The sequence below is a fragment of the Cellulomonas massiliensis JC225 genome (assembly GCF_000312005.1).
In the GTDB taxonomy this organism is placed as follows: Bacteria; Actinomycetota; Actinomycetes; order Actinomycetales; family Cellulomonadaceae; genus Cellulomonas; species Cellulomonas massiliensis.
On record NZ_HE978588.1, the window covers coordinates 907,861 to 927,996 of the forward strand.

The following is a 20,136-nucleotide window of genomic DNA, read 5'->3' on the forward strand; positions in this document are numbered from 1 at the left end:
CGACCCCTGGGATGGCTAAGGTGCGACCGGCGCGTGATCCGGACAGAGGATGGGTCGACCGTGAAGAGGTCAGCGGCGAGCCGCGAGCTCAACGTTGTCGACATGCCGCCGACCACGCCGGCGTTGATGACCTGTTCTCTGTTGGGCATGGTCAGCGCGGCGGTGCTGATCGCCGGCCTGGTGGCCACGTTGCCGGACTGGATCTACGTGGCGGCGCTCGCGTCGTTGATCGCGGGTCTCGTCCTGACGGGCGTTGTGGCTTTCAAACTCGCGATCAGCCGAGGGCACTCCTTCGGCTGCGTCATCGCATCGACGCTGTGCGCCCCGATTCGGTTCTTCTTCGACTGGACCGTGTAGGCGAGGCGGCAACGTGGGGACCGAGATGATCGCCGGACCGCGACCGGCACTGGTGCTCGGACCGGTGACGAGCTCGCCGCGCCGGACAGTCAGCGACGGAGTGCAGGGGCTGCCTGCGGAGGAGATGCACGGTATGAGGTCAGCGGGTCCGTCGAGGCGGAGGAGCGCCGGCACTCGAACGGCTCTCGACGTGCTCAGGCACTTCTTCCGCGGGAGTTCCTCCCCCGACGCTGACGAGGAGCTGATCCGGCAGGGCGGCGAGGTCGTGATGGTGTGCTGGATCGTGCCGGGATCGGGACGGCCCAGACGCTTCGACCTGACGCTCGGCGAGACGGCGCAGGCTGCCGGGCGACTGCGCGACGCTCTCGGGCCGCCGCCCTACGGCGTGGTCTCGGTCTCGCCGGCCGAGTCCGCCTGGATCGGCGGTCTGGCCATGAGCGATGTCACCGGCACCAGCGACGCCGGAGCGAGACGGTGGACCGTGAGCGTGCCGTCCCGGGACGTGAGGACGTTGCGCGGGGTCCTCTCCAGGATCTCGGCAGGTGCGCCGCACAGCGACTGATCGACGGGACGGCCGGCTTCGTCAAGGGGCCCCTCCTTGCAGAGGCATGCCCAGGTGATGCGTCGACGCCCTTCAGGCGCGTCCGACGCGTGACGATGACGAGCGCGTGGATCTGAGCGCGCGATGAAGGGCATTCGCGCGATGGCGCTCGTCTGCGCGACGGCGGCGACGGTGGCTGCGTGCGACCCGGGCCTGCCCACGGCAGGTCTCGCTCTCGTGCATGATCGGGACGGCGGCGTGGTGGTCGTCGTGCAGGCGTGCGAGGAGTTCACCGCGATCGAGCTCGGTCCGGGCGACGACTTCTGGGGGAAGGAGACCGTCGTTCTCCAGACCGGTGAACCTGAACGGCACGCGCGCATCGACCTCGACGACGCGGAAGAGTGGTCGTTCGGCACCGGTTCAGCGACGACGCTCGGGGCCTTGCGCGCGCCGTTCTTCGCCCGGGTCGTGGCGCCCGAGGGCGGGGTCGTCGAGGTCGCTGCCTTCGATCGCACGCCCGAGCCGGGCCGAGCGCTCGCGGTCCAGCCCAGTGAGGACCCGCCTCTCGTCGACGTCCCGGCGGGAGACCTGGCGGACCTGCTCGCGGAGGCGTGCGCGTCTCGGTAGGCAGCGAATCGCACGGTCATGGTGAGACGACGAGGGAGACCAGAGCGGATGGACGACGAGCCGCAGGAGCTGGGTCCCGTGTCATTCGTCCTCGCCGTCCTGCTGCTCCTGGTGGGCGCCGTGGCGACGTACACCTTCTATGCGGGGATGCTGGTGCCGGCGGTGGTGCTCACCGTGGTCGAGGCCGGCGGGATCGGTGCGTTCGCCGTCCGCCACCAGCGGTGGGCAGCGGCGCGTGAGCGAGCCGCGGGAGGCGACGAGGACTCGCCGGCGGGATCGGCTTGAGGAGCTCGTCCACCTTGGGCGTCGCCAGGGCACGCCGGACATCGCCGCGGACAACCGCCGCGCGACGGCCGCGGCGCAGTCGTCGAAGTCGTCGGCGACGGACATCAGCCAGATGACCATGGCGACGAGCACTCCGGCGTGCCCGAGGACCACCCGAGCGCCTGGAGCGTGTCGCGCCGCATGGCGCGAGTCTGCTCCCTCGACGGGCGGCGTCGTGCGCGCTCGGAGGGCGACCTGCGGCCTCAGACCGCGGGTGGGATCGCGACGACCTTCCCGTGGACCTGCCCGGCCTCGGCGCGCTGGTGAACCGTCGGCAGGTCGCTCAGGGGCACCCGGTCGGCGATCGCGACGTGCAGCTCGCCGCTGTCGACGAGCGCGACGAGGTCCGCGAGCACCGCGGCGTCCGGGTGGACGTAGATCGTCACCGCCCGCACCCCGCGGGCCTCGTCGCTCGGCGTCGGGACGCGGGGCGTCGTGGAGACGACGACCCCGCCGTCACGCACCCGAGCGGCCAGGGCGGCGAAGTCGTCCGGCGTGATCGGGGCGAGGTTGAGCAGCACGTCGACGGGCTCGGTCACGGCGTCGAGCAGGGAGGTGGTCGTGTGGTCGACGACCTCGTCCGCGCCGGCGTCGACGACGAGCGAGCGGCTTCGCGGGCTCGCGGTCGCGATGACGTGCGCGCCGGCGCGCTTCGCGAGCTGGACGGCGTAGCCGCCGACGGGGCCGCCCGCGCCGTTGACCAGCAGGCGCTGACCCGACCGGAGCCCGGCGGCCTCGAAGAGCGCCTGCGAGGCGGTCAGCCCGACGGAGGGCAGGCCCGCGGCGTCGGCGAGCGGGATGCTCGTCGGGGCGGGGACGAGCGCGTCCGCCGGCGCGACGACGAACTGCGCCGCCGAGCCGTCCGCCGCCATGGGGATGAACCCGACGACGTCGTCGCCGACGGCCAGCCCGTCGACCTCCGGCCCTAGGGCGTCCACGGTGCCGGAGACGTCGTAGCCGGGGACGTGGGGGAGCGTCACGGGGATGGGGAGGAAGCCGCCGCGGATGCCGCCGTCGGCGGGGTTGAACGCCGAGCCGGCGACGCGCAGGCGCACCTGCCCGGCGCCGGGCGTCGGCACGTCGGCGTCCTCGTACCGCAGGACCTCGGGGCCGCCTGTCTCGTGGAACCGCACTGCCTTCATGGCTCTGTTCCTCTCGGTGGGGTGCGGGCTGGAGCCGCACGGCCTCACCGTAGCGCCTAAGCGGACGATGGCGTCCGGTTTCACCCCGGGCGGAACGCGACCCTCACGCCGGGGCGGCGATCGCGCGCAGGAAGAGCGCGCGCTGCTCCGCCGCGGCCTCGTCCCAGCCGGGGAACGTCGTCATCGGCTGCGCGAGCATCGCCCCGAACCGCACGACGGTCCAGCCGGTCACGTCCGGACGGACGGAGCCGTCGCTGTGACCCCGCTCGATGATCGCGGCGATGAGGCCCTTCAGCCGGTCGCGCAGCGCCGCCGACTCGGTGCCCTCCGTGAGCGGCGCGCCGTGCAGCGGCAGGACGTACTCGTCCCGGTGGGCGAACGTGCGGCTGAGGTAGCGGTCGATCGCGTCGAGCCCGGAGCTCGCCGACGCCAGCGCGTCCTCCGCCTCGGCGACGAGGAGCCGGTAGGCCCGGACCTGCAGGGCCTCGAGCAGGGCCTCACGGTTGGGGTAGCGCCGGTACAGCGTCCCGACGCCCACGCCGGCCTCGGCCGCGATCTGCGCCATCGGGACGGACCTGTCCGCGCCGAGGCCGGCCCGGACGGCGGCCGCGATCAGGCGCTCCGCGTTCTCGGCGGCGTCCTTGCGCAGGCCGGAGGCCGGCTCGGCCGGGGGGACGGCACCGGTGCCGGCCGGCGCCGGCGCAGCGTTCTCGCCGCCCAGCGCACCCTCGAGCAGGCCCAGAGCCGCGAGGGCCTGCCCCTGCTCGGCGCCGGTGAGCTCGCTCGCCGTCCGCTGCTCCAGCTCGCGCCAGGCGTTCTCCACCTTCTCCCGCAGGGCGTGGCTCGCGCGGGTGGGCGCGACGATCATCACCCGCCGGTCGGAGGACGAGGGCGTGCGGGTGACGAGGCCCGCCTTCTCCAGCCGGGTCACGCTGCGGGTCAGGCTGGGCGCGTCCGACTCGACCGCCGCGGCGAGGTCGGTCATCCGCTGCGGGCCGCGCGTCCACAGCGTCATGAGCACGAGCTCCTGGCCGGGGTACAGGCCGGCGTCGCGGAGCAGGCGCCCGGCGATCGCCTTGTGCGCGCGGGCGACCCGGAAGATCGCGTGGCTCACCGGCGCGAGGGACTCCAGCGACCGGTCGACCATCCCCCGAGCCTACCGAGGAGCTTGCTCGAGCAAGGAATGCAGATCGCGCGGAGCTTGTTCGGCTAACGACATCGCCACGCCTCGACCGAAGGACCGACCATGAGCCCCACCGCGTTCGACCCCCTGACCGCCGGCGCCCTCGCGCTGCGCAACCGCATCGTGATGGCCCCGATGACGCGCAGCCGCGCGGGCGACACCCGGGCCACCCCCGACATGGCGACCTACTACGCGCAGCGCGCGGGCGCCGGCCTGATCGTCACGGAGGGCATCCAGCCGTCGGCCGTCGGCCAGGGCTACCCCGCCACGCCGGGTCTGCACACCGCCGAGCAGGTCGCGTCGTGGCGCCGCGTCACGGACGCCGTGCACGACGGGGGCGGGCAGATCGTCGCCCAGCTCATGCACACCGGGCGGATCGGCCACCCGAGCAACACGGAGGCCGTCGGCCACGGCGCGCTCACCCCGGTTGGGCCGTCCGCGGTGGCGGCCGCGGGCCCCCTGTTCACCGCCGCCGGCCTGCAGGAGCACGTCGTCCCCGAGGAGCTCACGGCCGCGCAGGTCGCCGGGACGATCGAGGACTTCGCGGCGGCGGCGCGGAACGCCGTCGAGGCGGGCTTCGACGGCGTCGAGATCCACGGCGCCAACGGCTACCTGGTGCACCAGTTCCTCTCGACGAACGCCAACCGGCGCACCGACGAGTGGGGCGGGTCGGTCGAGAACCGGATCCGCTTCGCGCTCCAGGTCACCCGGGCGGTCACCGAGGCGATCGGGCCGGAGCGCACCGGCATCCGCCTCTCGCCGAACAACGGCCTCGGCGACACCGTGGAGGACGACTACGCCGAGCTGTACCCGGAGCTCGTCCGGCGGCTCGGCGGGTTCGGCCTCGCCTACCTGCACCTCATCGAGGCGGGCGACCCGGCCCTGACCCCGCAGCTGCGGCGGATCTGGCCCGGCGCGCTCGTCCTCAACCCGGTCAGCGGCCCGGACCTCGCGACGCAGACCTCGCGGCTCGACCTCGTCGCGAGCGGCGCGGCGGACGCCGTCTCCTTCGCGCGCCTGTTCATCGCCAACCCCGACCTGGTCACGCGCCTCGCCCGCGGCGCAGACCTCGCGGCTCCCGACCTCAGCAAGGCCTACGGCGGCGACCGCACGGGCTACACCGACTACCCGACTCTCGACGAGCAGGGCGTCGCGACGGCGTCCTGACGACGCGGCAGGCCGGGTCCGCCCTGGGACCCGGCCTGCCGCACCCGACGGTCAGCGGAACGACCGGCGGTACACCCGGGCCGCGAGGACCCACCCGACGACGAGGATCCCGACGCACCAGGCCACGGCACCCCACACGTCGGAGGCCACCGCGTGCCCGTCCAGCAGCCCTCGCACCGCGTCGACCACGACGGTCACCGGCTGGTGCTCGGCGAACACGCGGACCGGCGTCGGCATCGTCTCGGTCGGCACGAACGCCGAGCTGATGAACGGCAGGAAGATCAGCGGGTAGGAGAACGCGCTCGCGCCCTCGACCGACGACGCCGACAGGCCCGCGATCACGGCCAGCCAGGTCAGCGCGAGCGTGAAGAGCACGAGGATCGTCACGACGCCGAGCCACGCCAGCGGGCTCGCGGGGGAGCGGAACCCCATGAGCAGCGCCACGCCGACGACGAGCGCGAGCGACACCAGGTTCGCGGTCACCGACGTCGTGACGTGGGCCCAGAGAACCCCGGAGCGGGGGATCGGCATCGAGCGGAACCGTTCGAACACCCCCGTCGAGACGTCCATGAACAGGCGGTAGGCCGTGTACGAGACGCCCGAGGCGATGGTGATGAGCAGGATGCCCGGCAGCAGGTAGCCGACGTAGGAGTCGGAGCCGGTGCTGATCGCGCCGCCGAGCACGTAGACGAACAGCAGCATGATCGCGACCGGCGTGACGGCGGTCGTGATGACGGTGTCCGGGCTGCGGGTGACGTGGCGCAGGGTCCGGCCCGTGAGGGCGGCGGTCTCGCTGATCGCGTGCGTGGTCATGGCGTCGCCTCCGGGGCGGGCTCGCCGGCCGGCGCGGTCGCGCGGACGGGGCCGACGACGGCGAGGAAGACCTCCTCGAGCGTCGGCTGCTTCTCGACGTACTCGACGCGGGCGGGCGGCAGCAGCCGCTTGAGCTCCGCGATGGTGCCGTTCACCACGACGCGCCCCTCGTGCAGGATCGCGACCTGGTCGGCGAGCTGCTCGGCCTCCTCCAGGTACTGCGTCGTGAGCAGGACGGTCGTGCCCTGACGCGCGAGCTCCCCGACGGCGCGCCACACCTCGGCGCGGCCCTGCGGGTCGAGCCCGGTCGTGGGCTCGTCGAGGAAGATCACGGGCGGGTCGCCGACGAGGCTCATGGCGATGTCGAGCCGGCGGCGCATGCCGCCGGAGTAGGTGGCGACGCGCTTGCCGCCCGCCTCCGTGAGCGAGAACCGCTCGAGCAGCTCGTCCGCGACCGCGCCCGGGTCCGGTACGTGCCGCAGCCGGGCGACGAGAACGAGGTTCTCGCGCCCGCTGAGGATCTCGTCGACCGCCGCGAACTGGCCGGTCAGGGAGATCGCCCCGCGGACCTGGGCCGGCTGCGTCGCGACGTCGAACCCCGCGACGCTCGCGGAGCCCGCGTCGGCGCGCAGCAGCGTCGCAAGGATCCGGACGAGCGTCGTCTTGCCCGCCCCGTTGGAGCCGAGCAGCGCGGTGATGCTGCCCCGAGGGACGGTGAGGTCGACCCCGCGCAGCACGGGCGCGTCGCCGTAGGCCTTCTCGAGCCCGTGGACGTCGATCACGGCGGCGCTCACCGCTCGCCCTCCGTCCCGTCGTGCGCGGCGGCCTCGTCGATCGCCCGGGCGAGACGCACGCGCTCGCGGTCGACCCATCCGCCCTCGGAGTAGTTCCGGACGAACGCCTCGACGAACTCGACCGGGTCGTCGCCGACGACCTCGCGGACGGGCGTGCCGTCGGCGGCGGCCTGCTCGAACAGGTCCGCCAGGTCCTCGAACATCGTCGCCGCGAGCGTCCCGTCGCCCGGGCCGGCGTGCATGAGGTAGCGCTCGATCGCCCCGACCGCCTGCCGGTAGCCCTCGGGCAGCCGGGCGGTGCGGGCCTTGTACTGACGCCAGCGGCGCTTCTCGCCGACCATCTTGCTGATGATCCCCATGGTCATCGCTCCCCTTCTCGGAGCCGCTCCAGCCGCCCGGCCAGGAAGCCCCACGTGGTCCAGAACTCGTCCAGCTGCTCGCGTCCGCGCGCGTTGAGGGCGTACACCTTGCGCGGCGGGCCCTTCTCGGACGGGACCTTCTCGACGTCCACGAGCTCGCGCTGCTCGATGCGCACGAGCACGGCGTAGACGGTCCCCTCGGCGATGTCGGAGAAGCCCTGGTCGCGCAGCCACGCCGTGATCTCCGCCCCGTAGGCGCGGCGGGTGGCCAGGATCGCCAGGACGATCCCCTCGAGGATCCCCTTGAGCATCTCGGTCGCCTGCTTGCCCATCGGCCCTCCCTTCACTACTCAGCATCACTGACTACCGGTACATAGTAACGCTGAGTACTGAACGCGCAAGGGTCTTCTTCGCGGGGGTCGGACGGGTCAGCGCGCGGGGAGCGGGCGCTGCATGAGGACGACCTCGAAGCCCGGGCGGTCGGTCACGCCGACGGGCTCGAAGCCCCACGAGCGGTAGACGTCGTCGAGGTGCTGGTTCGACGACCGGTGGTCGAGCCGGAGCCAGGAGGCGCCCGCCTCGCGCGCCCGGGCGTCGGCCCACTCGACGAGCGCCCGCCCGAGGCCGGAGCCGGACGCGCGCCGGTCGACCATGAGCCCGTGCACGTACAGCGCCGGCGCGTCGTCGTCGCCCCAGTACTCGGGGTCGCTCGTCACGACGCGCGCGCTGGCGACGACGCCCTCGTCGTCCCGCACGACCCACCACTGGCCGTCGGCCACCTGGGCCGCGACGCGCTCGAGCGGCATCGACCCGACGGGCCACTGGTCGATGCCGCGGGCCGCCATCCAGTCCTCGAGCGAGCGCCGCAGCGCGTGGATCGCCGCGGCGTCAGCGGCGACGGCCTGCTCGGGGGTCACGGTCACCCGTCCGAGCGTAGGTGCCCGCCCGGGCACCCGGCGCGCTCAGCCGCGGTGCACGCTCGTCGTCGGCAGCCCGGCCCGGCGCCACGCCTGGAACCCGCCCACGACGTCGGTCGCCCGGTGCAGCCCGAGGTCCTGCAGCGCCGCGGCGGCCAGGCTGGAGGTGTACCCCTCCGAGCAGAGCACCACCGGCTGCACGTCGTAGCCCAGCGCCTGGGGGATGCGTGCGTCGCTGGCCGGGTCGAGCCGCCACTCGAGCACGTTCCGCTCGATGACGAGAGCCCACGGGACCGAACCCTCGGCGGCGCGCTGCGCCGCCGGCCGGATGTCCACGAGCAGCGCCCCGTGCCGCACGGCCTCCCACGCCTCGACGGGCGCGAGCCTGCGCAGGCGGGAGCGGGCGTCGGCCAGCACGTCGTCGATGCTGCGGCGGACCGCCGTCGTCGCGCTCACTCCTCCGGCTCCGTCGTCTCCTTGGTGCGGCTCACGACGAGCCCCTGCGGCGTCTGCCGGTAGTAGGTCATCCGGACCAGCGGCGGCGAGTACGCGTGGATGCTCACCGCCGGCTCGGTGCCGACGTTGACCACGTCGTGGACCTGCCCGGGCTCGACCTGCTGGGTCCGCCCGGAGCCGAGGTCCTGCGGCAGCAGCTCGCCCGCCTCGTCCGGACGCAGCTCGGTGAGCGTGCCGGCGACCACGGTGAAGGCCGCGGCGGAGTCGCCGTGGTCGTGCGGCTCGGTGCCCTGCGCGGGCAGCCACGACAGGATCCAGACGTCGACCCCGTCCGGCGCGGGCAGGCGGGTCCACCAACGGTCGCCCTCGGTGAAGCGGACGAGGTGGCGCCAGGTCTCGGGGCGGGCGGCGATGGCCTCGACGAGGGTGGTGAGCTCGTCGGCGTCGAGCGGGGGGCGGACGGGTCGCGGGGTCAGGACGGTCATGGCAGTGCCTCGGTCTCTCGGTGGTCTGCGGGAGTGGTCCGCCCGCACGTCGTCGTCGACGAGCGGGGACGGGTCAGGGCGACGCCGGCGTGGGCCGGGCGGTCAGTGGCTCTGACAGCAGACCGGACAGGAGGTCAGCGCACGGGCGACGGTCATCGCGGTGCTCCTCTCCTGCCGGGCGCGCCGCGGGGGCGCGGGGACGAGACGGCTCGTCACGGGGGTCGTCACTCGACGACGAGCCCACTGCAGCACGAGCGACGAGGGCGCGTCAAGATACGCGACCGATCTGATCGGATTTCGAGCGCGGCGCCGTCAGCACTGGTCGTACGCGTACGCGTCGTCGCCCTTCGCGACGAGGTCGCGGTCCCGCAGGATCGTGAGCGGCGCGCGGTCCGGGCGGGCGCAGACGTCCGCGAAGGGGTGGGGGAGGGCGTCGGTGTACTCGATCTGCAGCACGTGCTCGCCGTAGACGTCCGTGTACGCCGCGCACTCGTCCCACACCGCGCACTCCTCGGTGACCGCGAAGTCGAACCCCAGCCGGTGGAACGCCTCGGTGTGCTCCGCCGCGTTCTTCTGCGCGATCGCGAGCCCGGCGGCGTGCGCGCGCTCGATGTAGGCGGAGGCGAGCGCGACGGCGCCGGACTCGGGGATCTGGTCGAACCGGGTCCAGGTGTCGAGGTTGTCGATCTCGACGGCGTCGAACCCGTGGGCGGCGCAGCCGTCGATCACCGGACCCATCACCTCGAGGATCCCCGTGCGCTGTTCCTCGGTCGACGGGTCGAGCACGTGCTCGTCGGGCCAGTCCGGGTCGACGACGAGCTCGCCGGACGCGTCGTGGAGCAGCAGGTCCTCCCGCGCGCCGGCCCAGGTGGCCTCGTCGCCGGGCTGGGTCTGGAAGCCGTTGACGTAGCAGATCGAGTACGCGCCCTCGGCGGGCTCCGCCGTCGCGTCCCGGCCGACCACCGCGAGGCCCGGCAGGTCGTAGGCGCCGCCGAGCTGGTAGTCGAAGACGCCCCTCGTCGGCGGCAGCGCGTACGTCGTCGTCGGCTCCGGCTCCGGCTCCGGGGACGCGGACGCGGTCGCGGTCCCCGTCCCGCTCGTCGTGGAGCCCGGCACCGGCGTCGGACCGGCACCGGACGACGACTGACCGCACCCAGCGGCGAGGACGAGCCCGACGAGCGCGGCGGACGGGCGCAGCAGCAGGGCTGCACCCCGGGTGGTCGGCACCGGCTGGCTCCTCGCGTGGCAGGACCGCGCGGGTCCGCGCGTGCGCCCACGGTGCCGGGCGGCCCGCGACGGTGTCCAGGCGGCCGGCGGGAACGCTCGTGCGGGCTGCGCGGTCGGCGCCTCAGGAGCGCGTGCCGGTGACGATCGCCTTCAGCTGCTCGATCGGGAGCTTGGGCGTGCGGTCGGCGGCCACGAGCCCGTTCGTCTCCTGCAGCGTGTCGGCCAGCTGGGTGTAGCAGAAGCCGGCGAGCACCTCGCTCGAGCGGACCGCGTCGAGCAGCCCCCCCAGGCGCTTGGCGAAGTCGTCCGGGTTCGTCGCGGCCGTGTAGCCCCAGGCCTCGTCGACGGCGTCGACGTCGTAGGAGATGCCGCCGAACTCGGTGAGCATCACCGGCGCCTCGTCGACGTCGCCGGAGAGCACGAGCCGCCGGCCCGCGGGGCCGAACCCGGCGACGAGCGCGTCGACGGCCGCGCGGTCGCGGTAGCGCGGACCGACGACCGCCGGGTCGCCCTCGTAGTCGTGGATGGCCAGCACGTCGGTGTCGACCTGCTCCCAGCCGTCGTTCGAGACGACCGGTCGCGTCGCGTCGAGTGCCTTCGTGAGCGCGACCATCGCCCGGGCGTGCTCGCGCATGCGGGCGTCGTGCGCCAGGTGCTGGACCCCCCAGCTCTCGTTGAGCGGCACCCACGTGACGATCGACGGGTGCGAGAAGTCCCGCCGGACGATCTCGAGCCACTCCCGGACGGTCCGCTCGACGGAGGCGGGGGTGAAGGTGAAGCTGGCGGGCGCCTCGCCCCAGACGAGCAGCCCGAGCCGGTCGGCCCAGAACAGGAACCGCGGGTCCTCGAACTTCTGGTGCACGCGGGTGGCGTTGAAGCCCAGGTCCTTGACGAGCTGCGCCTCGGCCCGCAGCGCCTCGGGCGAGGGCGCCGCGAGGTGCGACTGCGGCCAGTAGCCCTGGTTGAGCACCGAGCGCACGTAGTACGGGCGGTCGTTGAGGACGAACCGCCCGCGTGCCACCTCGGCTGAACGGATGCCGAGGTAGGACGAGACGCGGTCCTCGCCGACGTCGAGCGTCGCGTCGACGAGCCGCGGGTGCTCGGGGCTCCAGAGCAGCTCCTCGTACGCCTGGCCGTTCATGAGCGCGGGGACGGGGAGCACGACGGTCGCCTCGGCGCCGGTCGTGACGGTCGTGACGTCCGCCAGCCGCTGGCCGTCGTGCGTGAGGCGCACGCGCAGCGGCAGGTCGCCCTCGGGCCGGGCCGTGAGCCGGATCTCCGCGGTGACGGTCGCCGCCCGCGGGTCGGCGGTCCAGTGCAGGCTGTCGACGGCCACCGCGGGCACGGCCTCGAGCCACACCGGCTGCCAGATCCCGCTCGTGCGGTGGTACCAGATGACGTGGGGCTGCTCGCGCCAGTCCTGCTTGCCGCGCGGCTGCGCCACGTCGTGCGGGTCGTCCTCGGTGCGGACGACGAGGACGTGCTCGTCGCCGTCCCCCAGCGCGTCCGTGACGTCGAACGCGAACGGCGTGTGCCCGCCCTCGTGCTCACCGACGAGCTGCCCGTCGAGCCAGACGCGGCAGCGGTAGTCGACCGCGCCGAACCGCAGCATGAGGCGGGTGCCGGTGCCGTCCTGCCGGACGTGGCCCGCCGCCGCCAGGTGCTCGGCGGTGAGCGTGCGGCTGTACCAGGCGACGGGGTGGAACCCCGTCTCGCCGACGCCCGACGCGGGCGACTCCGGGGGGTACGGGACCTCGATCGCCTGGTCCCCGCCCGGCCACGACTCCCACCAGCGCTGCGTCCGCCCGGCGTCCTCGTCGTCGAAGCGGAAGCGCCACGTGCCGGACAGGTCGACCCAGTGCGCGCGCAGCAGCTGCGGGCGCGGGTGCGTCCCGTCCTGCGTGCTCGCCACGGGGCGCTGGTCGTCGTCGATCATGGCGACAGCATGGCCGATTCTTGCAGCGCTGTAAATCCTTCTCCGAACGAGGCCGTCGAGAGGTGACGAGCGGGGAGGGTGAGGCGCGGGTGCGGTTCAGGGAGCGCTCTCGCGCACGACGACCCGGTAGGGCACGGTCTCGTGCCGCCCGGTGCCGTCGAAGCCGCCGACGCGCTCGAGCAGGAGGGTCAGCGCGCGCTCCGCCAGCGCCTCCAGGTCGGGCGCCACGCTCGTCAGGCTCGGGAAGGTGACGGCGGCGAGCCGGACGTCGTCCCACCCCGTGACCGCGACCTGCTGCGGCACCCGCACCCCGTGCTCCTGCAGCGCCCGGAGGGTCCCCATCGCGGCCAGGTCGTCGCGGCAGACGAGGGCGTCCACGTCCAGCCCCGACGCCAGCGCGGCGCCCACCGCTCGTACCGCGCCCGCCGCGGAGATCTCGTCCGTGGCGACGAGCAGCGCGGGGTCCGGCGTCAGGCCGGCCTCCTCCAGCGCCTGCTGGTAGCCCGCGATCCGCTGGCGCGACGTCTCGGAGAGCCCCGCGCGCTCGTGCCCGACGAAGCCGACCCGTCGGCGGCCCTCGGCGAGCACGTGGCGCGTCACGTCCCTGGCGGCGGCCACGTTGTCGATCATCACGCGGTCCATGGTCAGCGGCGCGGCCGTCTCCCCGAGCAGGACCAGCGGCAGCTCGGCGCGGTGCCGGGCGATCTCCGTCGACGTCATGACGCTCGGCTGGAAGAGCATGCCGTCGACGAGGCCCGACTCCGAGCTCGCGAGCAGCGCGCGCTCGCCGTCGAGCGTCGCGTCGGTCTCCTCGATGAGCACCCGGTAGCCGTGCCGCAGCGCGACCCGGGACACGACACGCGACAGCTCCGCGAAGTACGGGATCCCGATGTCGGCGAACGCGAGGGCGACCAGGCCCGTGCGGCCGGTGGCGAGGCGCCGCCCCATCATGTTCGGCCGGTAGCCCAGCTCGTCGATCGACCGCTGGACCCGCAGCCGCATCCGCTCCGAGACGTGCGGCGCGTCGCGCACCACGTTCGACACCGTCTTCATCGAGACGCCGGCGTGCTCGGCGACGTCCTGGAGGCGCACGCGCCCGCGCTCGCGGCCCATCGCACCCTCCCGCCCGTCGTCGCCGCGGATCACCCTAGCGGCGCGCCGCCCGCGGCGGCACGGGACCGGCCCGTGCGGCTCGCGCGGCAACGCGGGCCCGCCGCGCCACCCTTGACCCGGACATTTCAGCGCTGTAAATTCCGGGGACCGGCCCAGCCCGTCGAGACGTCGGCGGTCGCTCGGTCGCACCCTCACACTCAAAGGAGAGCTCGCATGAGGAAGTCATGGACCAGGGGGATCGGCGCCGGGCTCGCGGCCGTCGTGGCCCTCGCGCTCGCCGCCTGCTCCGGGTCGGGCTCCGGCTCCGGCGGCGGGGGAGGCGCGGTGACCGGCAGCGGCGAGTACGACGGCCCGAAGGTGCAGATCACCTTCTGGCACGGCTGGACCGGTGGAGCCGCGCCGACGCTCGTGCCGCAGCTGATCGACAAGTTCAACTCCGAGCACGACAACATCGTCGTCAAGGCCGTCCCGCAGGAGTGGGCCGACATCGCCTCGAAGCTCCCGCTCGCGATCAAGGCCGGCAAGGGCCCCGACGTCGCCGTGCTGCACGGCGACGACCTCGCCACCTACGCCGCGCAGAAGCTGCTGCTGCAGGCCGACGACATCGTCAAGGCGCTCGGCTACACCGCCGAGGACTTCCCCCCGGGGGTCTTCGACAAGGGCAACTACAAGGACGCGCAGTACGCGGTGCCGTGGAGCGTCACCCCGCTCGGCCTCTACGTGAACAAGGAGGTCATGGCGAAGGGCGGCGTGAAGGACGTCCCGACGGACAAGGCGTCCTACGAGGCGGCGCTCAAGGCGCTCAAGGACGCCGGCGTCCAGGGCGAGTGGGTGGACGGCTACGTCTTCACCGGCACCTTCGAGTTCCAGAGCCTGCTGTGGCAGTTCGGCGGCGACCTGTACAACGAGGACGTCACGGAGGCGACCTTCAACTCCGACGCGGGCGTCCAGGCGCTGACCTGGATGCGCAGCCTCATCGACGACGGCTACAGCCCCGCGAACGTCGCCCAGGACGGCAACATCAAGGCGCTGCTCGCCGGCGACACCGCGTTCAACTGGAACGGCGTCTGGCAGACGACGAACACGGCGTTCGACGGCCTCGACTGGGCCGCCGCGCCCGTCCCGCAGATCGGTCCGGAGAAGGCCGTGTGGTCGAGCTCGACGCACTGGGTGTTCCCTGCGAACAAGGGTCAGGACGAGAACAAGACCTCGGCCGCCGCGACGTTCGTCAAGTGGATGAACGACAACTCGGCCGGCTGGGCCGAGACGGGCGAGCTGCCGGGTGCGAACTCGGTCCGCGACGACCCGGCCCTCGTCGAGAAGTACCCGAACCTCGCCCCGTTCATGGAGGAGCTCGAGTACGCCCACTACGAGACGGTCTCGCCCGGCATCAACGAGGCGAACGCGCTCGTGACCACCGCCATCAACGAGGCCCTGACCGGCAAGAAGACGCCGAAGGCGGCGCTGGACGACGCCAAGGCGAAGGCCGACCAGATCCTCGAGCAGAACCGTGCGAAGTACGGTGACTGACTCCACCGCGACGGCCGCCGTCGCCCCCCGGCAGACCGCCGGGGGGCGCGGCGCCTCGCGCGCCGGCGGACCCGCGCGACGTCGCCGCCGGACCCTGACCGCCTACCTGTTCCTCGCGCCGTTCCTCGTGCTCTTCACGACGTTCGTGCTGGCCCCGGCCGTCTACGGCCTGTGGATCAGCCTCACGGACTGGAGCCCGTTCCGGGACGTGCAGAGCTTCATCGGCCTCAAGAACTACGCCGACCTGTTCACCTCGGGCTCGACGACCCACGACGACTTCTGGCAGTCGATGGGCGCTACCGGGATCTTCGTCGTGGCGAGCGTGCCGCTGCTCGTCGTCATCCCGCTGCTGGTCGCGGTGCTGCTCAACCAGCGCATCCGGGCCGCGACGACGTTCCGGACCATCTTCTTCGCGCCCTACGTGCTGGGCGTGGCCGTGGTCGGGCTGGTGTGGGGCTACGTCCTCGACACCCAGTCCGGCATCCTCAACCACCTGCTGCACAGCATCGGCATCCGCGGCGACATCCCGTGGACCGTGGACACGCCGTGGGTGTGGGTCTCGCTCGTCGGTGTCACGGTGTGGTGGACCGCGGGCCTCAACACCGTGATCTTCCTGGCGGGCCTCAAGGGCATCAACGCCGAGCTGTACGAGGCGGCGGCGCTCGACGGCGCCGGGGCCGTGCGGTCCTTCTTCGCCGTCACGCTCCCGGGCCTGCGTCCGGTGATGCTGTTCATCACGACGACGACCGTGCTGGCCTCGGCCAACATGTTCGGCCAGTCGTACCTGCTGACCGTCGGCGGCCCGGGCAACGCCACCCGGACGGCGATCATGTACATCGCCGACCAGGGCCTCTCGCAGAACAACATGGCGCCCGCCGCCGCGATGAGCTACGTCCTGTTCGCCTTCCTCGCCGTGGTCAGCATCGTGAACTTCCGGCTCCAGCGCGAGCGCGTCGAGAAGGGGGTCACCCGATGAGCACGCCGATCCTGCCCGCCGCCGCGGCCGCCGCCGCCGTCGAGCCGGTCGACGAGCCGCGCCGCACCCGCCGCCGCGGGCCCCGCCGCCCGGTCGCGACGACGATCCTCTACGTCCTGCTGATCCTGCTGGCGCTCGTCGTGATCCTGCCGCTGGTCTGGATGGTCGTGACGTCGTTCAAGACGGACGCCGACGCCATCCGCAACCCGTACTCGCTGCCGAGCCCGCTCTCGCTGGACGCGTACCGGACGCTCGCCGGCGGGCAGCAGCCGATCCTGCTGTGGCTGTGGAACTCGTTCGCCGCGGCGACCCTGCAGACGCTGCTCATCCTCGTCACCGCGTCCATGGGCGCCTACGCGCTCGCGCGCCTCGACTTCGCGGGCAAGAAGGTGATCTTCGGCCTCATCATCTCGACGCTGCTGGTGCCGCCGGTCGTCTTCCTCATCCCGAACTACCTCATCGTGCAGAACCTCGGCTGGCTCGACACGATCCTGGCGATCACCGTGCCCGGCGCGGCCGGCGCGTTCGGCATCTTCTTCCTGCGGCAGTTCTTCGTCGGCCTGCCGGTGGAGATCGAGGAGGCCGCGCGCATCGACGGCGCCGGCGACCTGCGGATCTTCCTGCAGGTCGTCCTCCCGCTGGCCCGGCCCGCGCTCGCGACGCTCGCCGTCCTGTCGTTCCTCAACAACTGGAACGACTTCCTGTGGCCGGTCTACGTGCTGCTCTCGCCGGAGAACATGACGCTGCAGCCGGGCCTGTCGATGCTGCAGGGCGCCTACCGGACGCACTTCGCGATCGTCATGGCGGGCGCCGTGGTGGCGTCCGTGCCGGTGCTCGTGCTGTTCGGCATCGCGCAGCGGCAGATCGTGGAGTCGGTGACCGGCGCGGCGGTCAAGGGGTGAGGCCGCTCGGCGGGGTCGTCGCGCTCGGCATCGGCGCGCTGCTCGTCGTCGCGGGCTGCGGGGCGGACGGTGCGTCGAGCGGCTCGTCCTCCGCGCCGGCACCGGCCTCGTCGTCGGCCGACCCCGACGCGCCGCTGATCGACGAGGACTTCCCCGACCCGGACGTCGTCGCGACCGACGACGGATGGCGGGCGTTCGCGACGGGCATGAACGGCCTCAACATCCGCACCGCCACCACGCCCGACCTGCGCAGCTGGACGGTGGAGCGCCGCGACGTGCTGCCGACGCTGCCCGCCTGGGCCTCGACCGGCCGCACGTGGGCGCCGGACGTCTCGCAGCGCGCGGACGGCACGTGGGTCATGTACGTCACCGCCCTGCACACCGACTCCGGGCGGCAGTGCATCGGCGTCGCGACGAGCCCCACGGCCGACGGCACGTTCACGCCGGCCGACGACGAGCCGCTCGTCTGCCCCGTCGACGAGGGCGGCGCGATCGACGCGAGCACCTTCACCGACGACGACGGCACGCGCTACCTGCTGTGGAAGACCGACGGGAACTGCTGCGGCCTCGACACGTGGATCGAGATCGCCCCGCTCTCGCAGGACGGCCTCGCGCTCGCGGGCGAGCCGACGCGGCTGCTGCACCAGGACCAGCCGTGGGAGGGCGACCTCGTCGAGGCCCCGACCCTGGTCCGGCACGACGACGCGTACGTGCTGCTCTACTCCGCCAACGCCTACGGCGGGGACGCCTACGCCGTCGGTGCGGCGCGCGCGTCCGACCTGCTCGGGCCGTACACCAAGCAGCCGGACCCGCTGCTGGCCTCGCACGGCGACCTGCGGGGGCCGGGCGGCCAGGACGTCGTCGCGACCGACGACGGCGACGTGCTCGTCGTGCACGGCTGGGACGAGCTCTACACCTACCGGGCCCTGCACTCCGTGCCGCTGCGGTGGGACGACGACGGGACCGTCTCGACCGACCCGTGAGACGGGCGCCCGTCCGGCCGCGTGCCTGACCTGCGGTGACGCGTGGGACACGTGGGACGCATGACGTGTTGCGCCCGATTCCTCAGGTTCAGGGCGGAGTCGGCCGATAAGGGAGACACCGCCCTCGAGAGGAGTCCCCTCGTGCCCCTGTCCCGACCCTGGCGAGCCGCCGCGTCGCTCGCCGTCAGCTCCCTGGTCGTGGCCGGGCTCGTGCTGCCGGCCGAGGCCTCCACCGCATCGCCCAGCCCGACGCCGAGCCCGACGTCGAGCGCGACGGCCACGCCGAAGCCCACCCCGACGCCCACGGCCACGGCCACGCCGAAGCCCACCCCGACGCCCACGGCCACGCCGAAGCCGACGATCCCGTCGAAGCTCACGAAGGCCACGGCGCCCGACGGGCAGACGCTCGTCATCCCCGTCGCGACCAAGGAGTACGCGCTCGTCTCCGGCTACGGCCCGCGCTGCATCCCGACGGTCGGCGGCTCGACGTTCCACCTCGGCCTCGACATGTCGGCGCCGGACGGCTACGGCGTCTACGCCGTCGCGGCCGGCACGGTGTCGCACGTCGTCCAGCCCCGCGGCGGCGCGTCCGGCTACCTCGTCGTGCGCAGCTACGTCGACGGCAAGACGACGTACCTCGCGTACATCCACCCGTGGAACCCCGGCAAGTACGTCAAGGTCGGCCAGAAGGTCGCCGCCGGCCAGCGCATCGCCGACGTCGGCGCGTCCGGTCCGGCGTCGGGCCCGCACCTGCACCTCGAGGTCTGGACGGGCGCGTTCTACGGCGTCGGCCGCTCGACGGACCCGGCGGCCTGGCTCCGCGCGCACAACCTCGACGTCGTCAAGGCGTCGACGGGCGACCGCCGGGCCAAGGCGCCCACGAAGTGCGTCTACTACTCGTCGGCGACGCTCAACGTGCGCGCCGCGGCGACGACCGCGTCGAAGGTCGTCAAGGTCGTCGCGGCCAACACGACCCTGGCCAACAAGCCCGGGACGATGGTCAACAAGTTCGTCCCGGTGACCGTGACGACGTCGACCGGCAAGACGTACAGCGGCTGGGTGCACTCCACGTACATCCGCCAGTACAAGACCTACTCGATCGGCGCGACGACCGCGGTCCGCGTGGCCGCGACCTCGAAGGCGCGCTCCGTCGCCACGGTCGCGAAGGGCCGCGCGCTCACCCGCGTCGCGACGTCCGGGACGTGGACCAAGGTGCGCGTGAGCGGCGTGACGGGCTGGGTCCCGAGCAAGAACGTCCGCGCGGGCCTCTGACGCGCGCGAGGGCGGGCCGGCGCTGCGCCGGCCCGCCCTCGTCGCGTCCTCGTCGCCTCCGCGGCTAGAGGACGAGCTCCGGCTGCAGCCGGTTCGACGTCCAGACCCGCTGGCGGCGGGCGACGAGGGTCGTCGCCGCGATCGTCGCACCCAGCACGACGACGAGGACGCCGACGTCCCGCGAGACGGTGGCGAGGTTGCCGCCGTACAGGAGCTGCCTCAGGCCCTCGACCGTGTACGACATCGGCAGCACCCGGTGCAGGGAGGCCAGCGGCTCCGGCAGCGTCTGCCACGGGAAGGTGCCCCCGGCCGTCACGAGCTGCACGAGCATGAGGACGAGGCCGAGGAACTGGCCGGCGGCGCCGAGCCACACGTTGAGGAGCTGCAGCACGGCGACGAACGTGGCCGTCATGAGGACGAGGAACGCCGCGGTGCCGAACCCGTAGGCGGGGTCGATGTCGAGCGCGAACTTCGTCACGGAGAACATGGCCGCGACCTGGGCGACCCCGATGCCGAACGGCACGACCCACGCGCCGAGCACCGTCCACACCGCCGAGCGGCCCGCCGCGAGGGCGCGCGTCGACAGCGGCCGCACGAGCAGGAAGAGCACGTAGGCGCCGATCCAGGTCGCGAGCGAGAGGAAGAACGGCGCCAGCCCGCCGCCGTAGGTGCCGGCGGACGAGAGCGCGTCGGCGTGGACGCCGACCGGGTCGGCGATGGTCGACGCGGTCGCCTCCCGGGTGCGCTCGTCGACGTCCGGGACGCGCTGGACGCCGTCGGCGAGGCCGTCGTGGAGCCGGACGGCGCCGTCCTCGAGCCGGTCCGTGCCGTCGACCAGGTCGGCCGACCCGCCGGCCAGCCGGTCGGCCCCGGACGCGAGCCGCCCCGCGCCGTCGTCGAGCTGACCTGCGCCGCCGGCCAGTCGCGCCGCACCCGTGACGAGACGCCCGGTGCCGTCGGCGAGCCGGCCGGCGCCGGCGGCCGCCTGGTCCACGCCGTCGACGAGGGCCGGCGCCGCGTCCGCGAGGGAGC

General features: G+C 73.3%; 23 protein-coding genes. 10 read left to right on the plus strand and 13 right to left on the minus strand.

Annotation, left to right across the window (positions count from 1 at the left end):
- Positions 1-33 precede the first annotated feature (33 nt).
- From HGCM_RS04305 to HGCM_RS04320, 4 genes are all read left to right on the plus strand, one after another.
- Positions 34-357, plus strand: a complete 324-nt coding sequence (locus HGCM_RS04305; protein ID WP_147572656.1) for a hypothetical protein — start codon at positions 34-36, stop codon at positions 355-357.
- Between the two features lie 190 nt (positions 358-547).
- Positions 548-919: a hypothetical protein gene (locus HGCM_RS04310; protein ID WP_147572657.1), complete on the plus strand. Its 372-nt coding sequence runs from the start codon at positions 548-550 to the stop codon at positions 917-919.
- A gap of 123 nt (positions 920-1,042) precedes the next feature.
- A complete protein-coding gene (locus HGCM_RS04315; protein ID WP_019135651.1) occupies positions 1,043-1,525 on the plus strand; it encodes a hypothetical protein in 483 nt (160 codons plus the stop codon).
- Positions 1,526-1,573: 48 nt separating this feature from the next.
- Positions 1,574-1,810: a hypothetical protein gene (locus tag HGCM_RS04320; RefSeq protein WP_019135652.1), complete on the plus strand. Its 237-nt coding sequence runs from the start codon at positions 1,574-1,576 to the stop codon at positions 1,808-1,810.
- 242 nt (positions 1,811-2,052) lie between these two features.
- On the opposite strand, the gene HGCM_RS04325 is transcribed toward HGCM_RS04320, so the two are convergent.
- On the minus strand, positions 2,053-2,991 hold the full coding sequence (locus tag HGCM_RS04325; RefSeq protein WP_019135653.1) for an NADP-dependent oxidoreductase: 939 nt from the start codon (positions 2,989-2,991) through the stop codon (positions 2,053-2,055).
- Between the two features lie 103 nt (positions 2,992-3,094).
- Positions 3,095-4,138, minus strand: a complete 1,044-nt coding sequence (locus HGCM_RS19275) for a MarR family transcriptional regulator (protein ID WP_019135654.1) — start codon at positions 4,136-4,138, stop codon at positions 3,095-3,097.
- Positions 4,139-4,237: 99 nt separating this feature from the next.
- On the opposite strand from HGCM_RS19275, the gene HGCM_RS04340 reads away from it, so the two are divergent.
- Positions 4,238-5,341: an alkene reductase gene (locus HGCM_RS04340; protein ID WP_019135655.1), complete on the plus strand. Its 1,104-nt coding sequence runs from the start codon at positions 4,238-4,240 to the stop codon at positions 5,339-5,341.
- A gap of 51 nt (positions 5,342-5,392) precedes the next feature.
- Here the strand turns inward: HGCM_RS04340 and HGCM_RS04345 are convergent, their stop codons facing one another.
- The 10 genes from HGCM_RS04345 to HGCM_RS04390 all read right to left on the minus strand — a co-directional run bounded on the left by HGCM_RS04345 (position 5,393) and on the right by HGCM_RS04390 (position 13,441).
- Positions 5,393-6,154: an ABC transporter permease gene (locus tag HGCM_RS04345; protein WP_019135656.1), complete on the minus strand. Its 762-nt coding sequence runs from the start codon at positions 6,152-6,154 to the stop codon at positions 5,393-5,395.
- Positions 6,151-6,948, minus strand: coding sequence for an ABC transporter ATP-binding protein (locus HGCM_RS04350; protein WP_019135657.1), 798 nt, complete (start codon positions 6,946-6,948; stop codon positions 6,151-6,153). Before HGCM_RS04350 ends, HGCM_RS04345 begins: the two co-directional genes overlap by 4 nt.
- Positions 6,945-7,313 (minus strand): DUF1048 domain-containing protein, encoded by a 369-nt coding sequence (locus tag HGCM_RS04355; protein ID WP_019135658.1) that lies wholly within the window; start codon positions 7,311-7,313, stop codon positions 6,945-6,947. Before HGCM_RS04355 ends, HGCM_RS04350 begins: the two co-directional genes overlap by 4 nt.
- Entirely contained in the window at positions 7,310-7,639 is a 330-nt protein-coding gene (locus tag HGCM_RS04360; protein ID WP_019135659.1) for a PadR family transcriptional regulator, read from the minus strand. The genes HGCM_RS04355 and HGCM_RS04360 overlap by 4 nt, the downstream gene beginning before the upstream one ends.
- 96 nt (positions 7,640-7,735) lie before the next feature.
- The gene (locus HGCM_RS04365; RefSeq protein WP_019135660.1) at positions 7,736-8,230 is read right to left on the minus strand and encodes a GNAT family N-acetyltransferase; all 495 of its coding nucleotides are present in this window, start codon (positions 8,228-8,230) and stop codon (positions 7,736-7,738) included.
- Between the two features lie 39 nt (positions 8,231-8,269).
- A complete protein-coding gene (locus HGCM_RS04370; RefSeq protein ID WP_019135661.1) occupies positions 8,270-8,680 on the minus strand; it encodes a rhodanese-like domain-containing protein in 411 nt (136 codons plus the stop codon).
- Positions 8,677-9,165, minus strand: a complete 489-nt coding sequence (locus HGCM_RS16820; protein WP_019135662.1) for a cysteine dioxygenase — start codon at positions 9,163-9,165, stop codon at positions 8,677-8,679. Before HGCM_RS16820 ends, HGCM_RS04370 begins: the two co-directional genes overlap by 4 nt.
- Positions 9,166-9,477: 312 nt before the next feature.
- Positions 9,478-10,392 carry an endo alpha-1,4 polygalactosaminidase gene (locus HGCM_RS04380; RefSeq protein WP_019135663.1) on the minus strand — a complete coding sequence of 305 codons (915 nt, stop codon included), beginning with the start codon at positions 10,390-10,392 and terminating at the stop codon, positions 9,478-9,480.
- Between the two features lie 121 nt (positions 10,393-10,513).
- On the minus strand, positions 10,514-12,328 hold the full coding sequence (locus HGCM_RS04385) for a glycoside hydrolase family 2 protein (RefSeq protein ID WP_019135664.1): 1,815 nt from the start codon (positions 12,326-12,328) through the stop codon (positions 10,514-10,516).
- Positions 12,329-12,424: 96 nt separating this feature from the next.
- Positions 12,425-13,441, minus strand: a complete 1,017-nt coding sequence (locus HGCM_RS04390; RefSeq protein WP_019135665.1) for a LacI family DNA-binding transcriptional regulator — start codon at positions 13,439-13,441, stop codon at positions 12,425-12,427.
- Positions 13,442-13,654: 213 nt separating this feature from the next.
- Here HGCM_RS04390 and HGCM_RS04395 point away from each other — a divergent pair, with 213 nt between their 5' ends.
- The 5 genes from HGCM_RS04395 (at position 13,655) to HGCM_RS18710 (ending at position 19,104) form a co-directional block, all read left to right on the plus strand.
- Positions 13,655-14,971: an ABC transporter substrate-binding protein gene (locus tag HGCM_RS04395; RefSeq protein WP_026075252.1), complete on the plus strand. Its 1,317-nt coding sequence runs from the start codon at positions 13,655-13,657 to the stop codon at positions 14,969-14,971.
- Positions 14,964-15,947 carry a carbohydrate ABC transporter permease gene (locus HGCM_RS04400; RefSeq protein ID WP_019135667.1) on the plus strand — a complete coding sequence of 328 codons (984 nt, stop codon included), beginning with the start codon at positions 14,964-14,966 and terminating at the stop codon, positions 15,945-15,947. The genes HGCM_RS04395 and HGCM_RS04400 overlap by 8 nt, the downstream gene beginning before the upstream one ends.
- Positions 15,944-16,849 (plus strand): carbohydrate ABC transporter permease, encoded by a 906-nt coding sequence (locus tag HGCM_RS04405; RefSeq protein WP_019135668.1) that lies wholly within the window; start codon positions 15,944-15,946, stop codon positions 16,847-16,849. Before HGCM_RS04400 ends, HGCM_RS04405 begins: the two co-directional genes overlap by 4 nt.
- Entirely contained in the window at positions 16,846-17,832 is a 987-nt protein-coding gene (locus HGCM_RS04410; protein ID WP_019135669.1) for a glycoside hydrolase family 43 protein, read from the plus strand. The genes HGCM_RS04405 and HGCM_RS04410 overlap by 4 nt, the downstream gene beginning before the upstream one ends.
- Positions 17,833-17,973: 141 nt before the next feature.
- A complete protein-coding gene (locus HGCM_RS18710) occupies positions 17,974-19,104 on the plus strand; it encodes a M23 family metallopeptidase (protein ID WP_026075254.1) in 1,131 nt (376 codons plus the stop codon).
- Positions 19,105-19,168: 64 nt separating this feature from the next.
- Here HGCM_RS18710 and HGCM_RS16830 read toward each other — a convergent pair.
- Positions 19,169-20,136 (minus strand): YhgE/Pip family protein (locus HGCM_RS16830; RefSeq protein ID WP_161604961.1); only part of this gene is annotated, 968 nt, incomplete at its 5' end.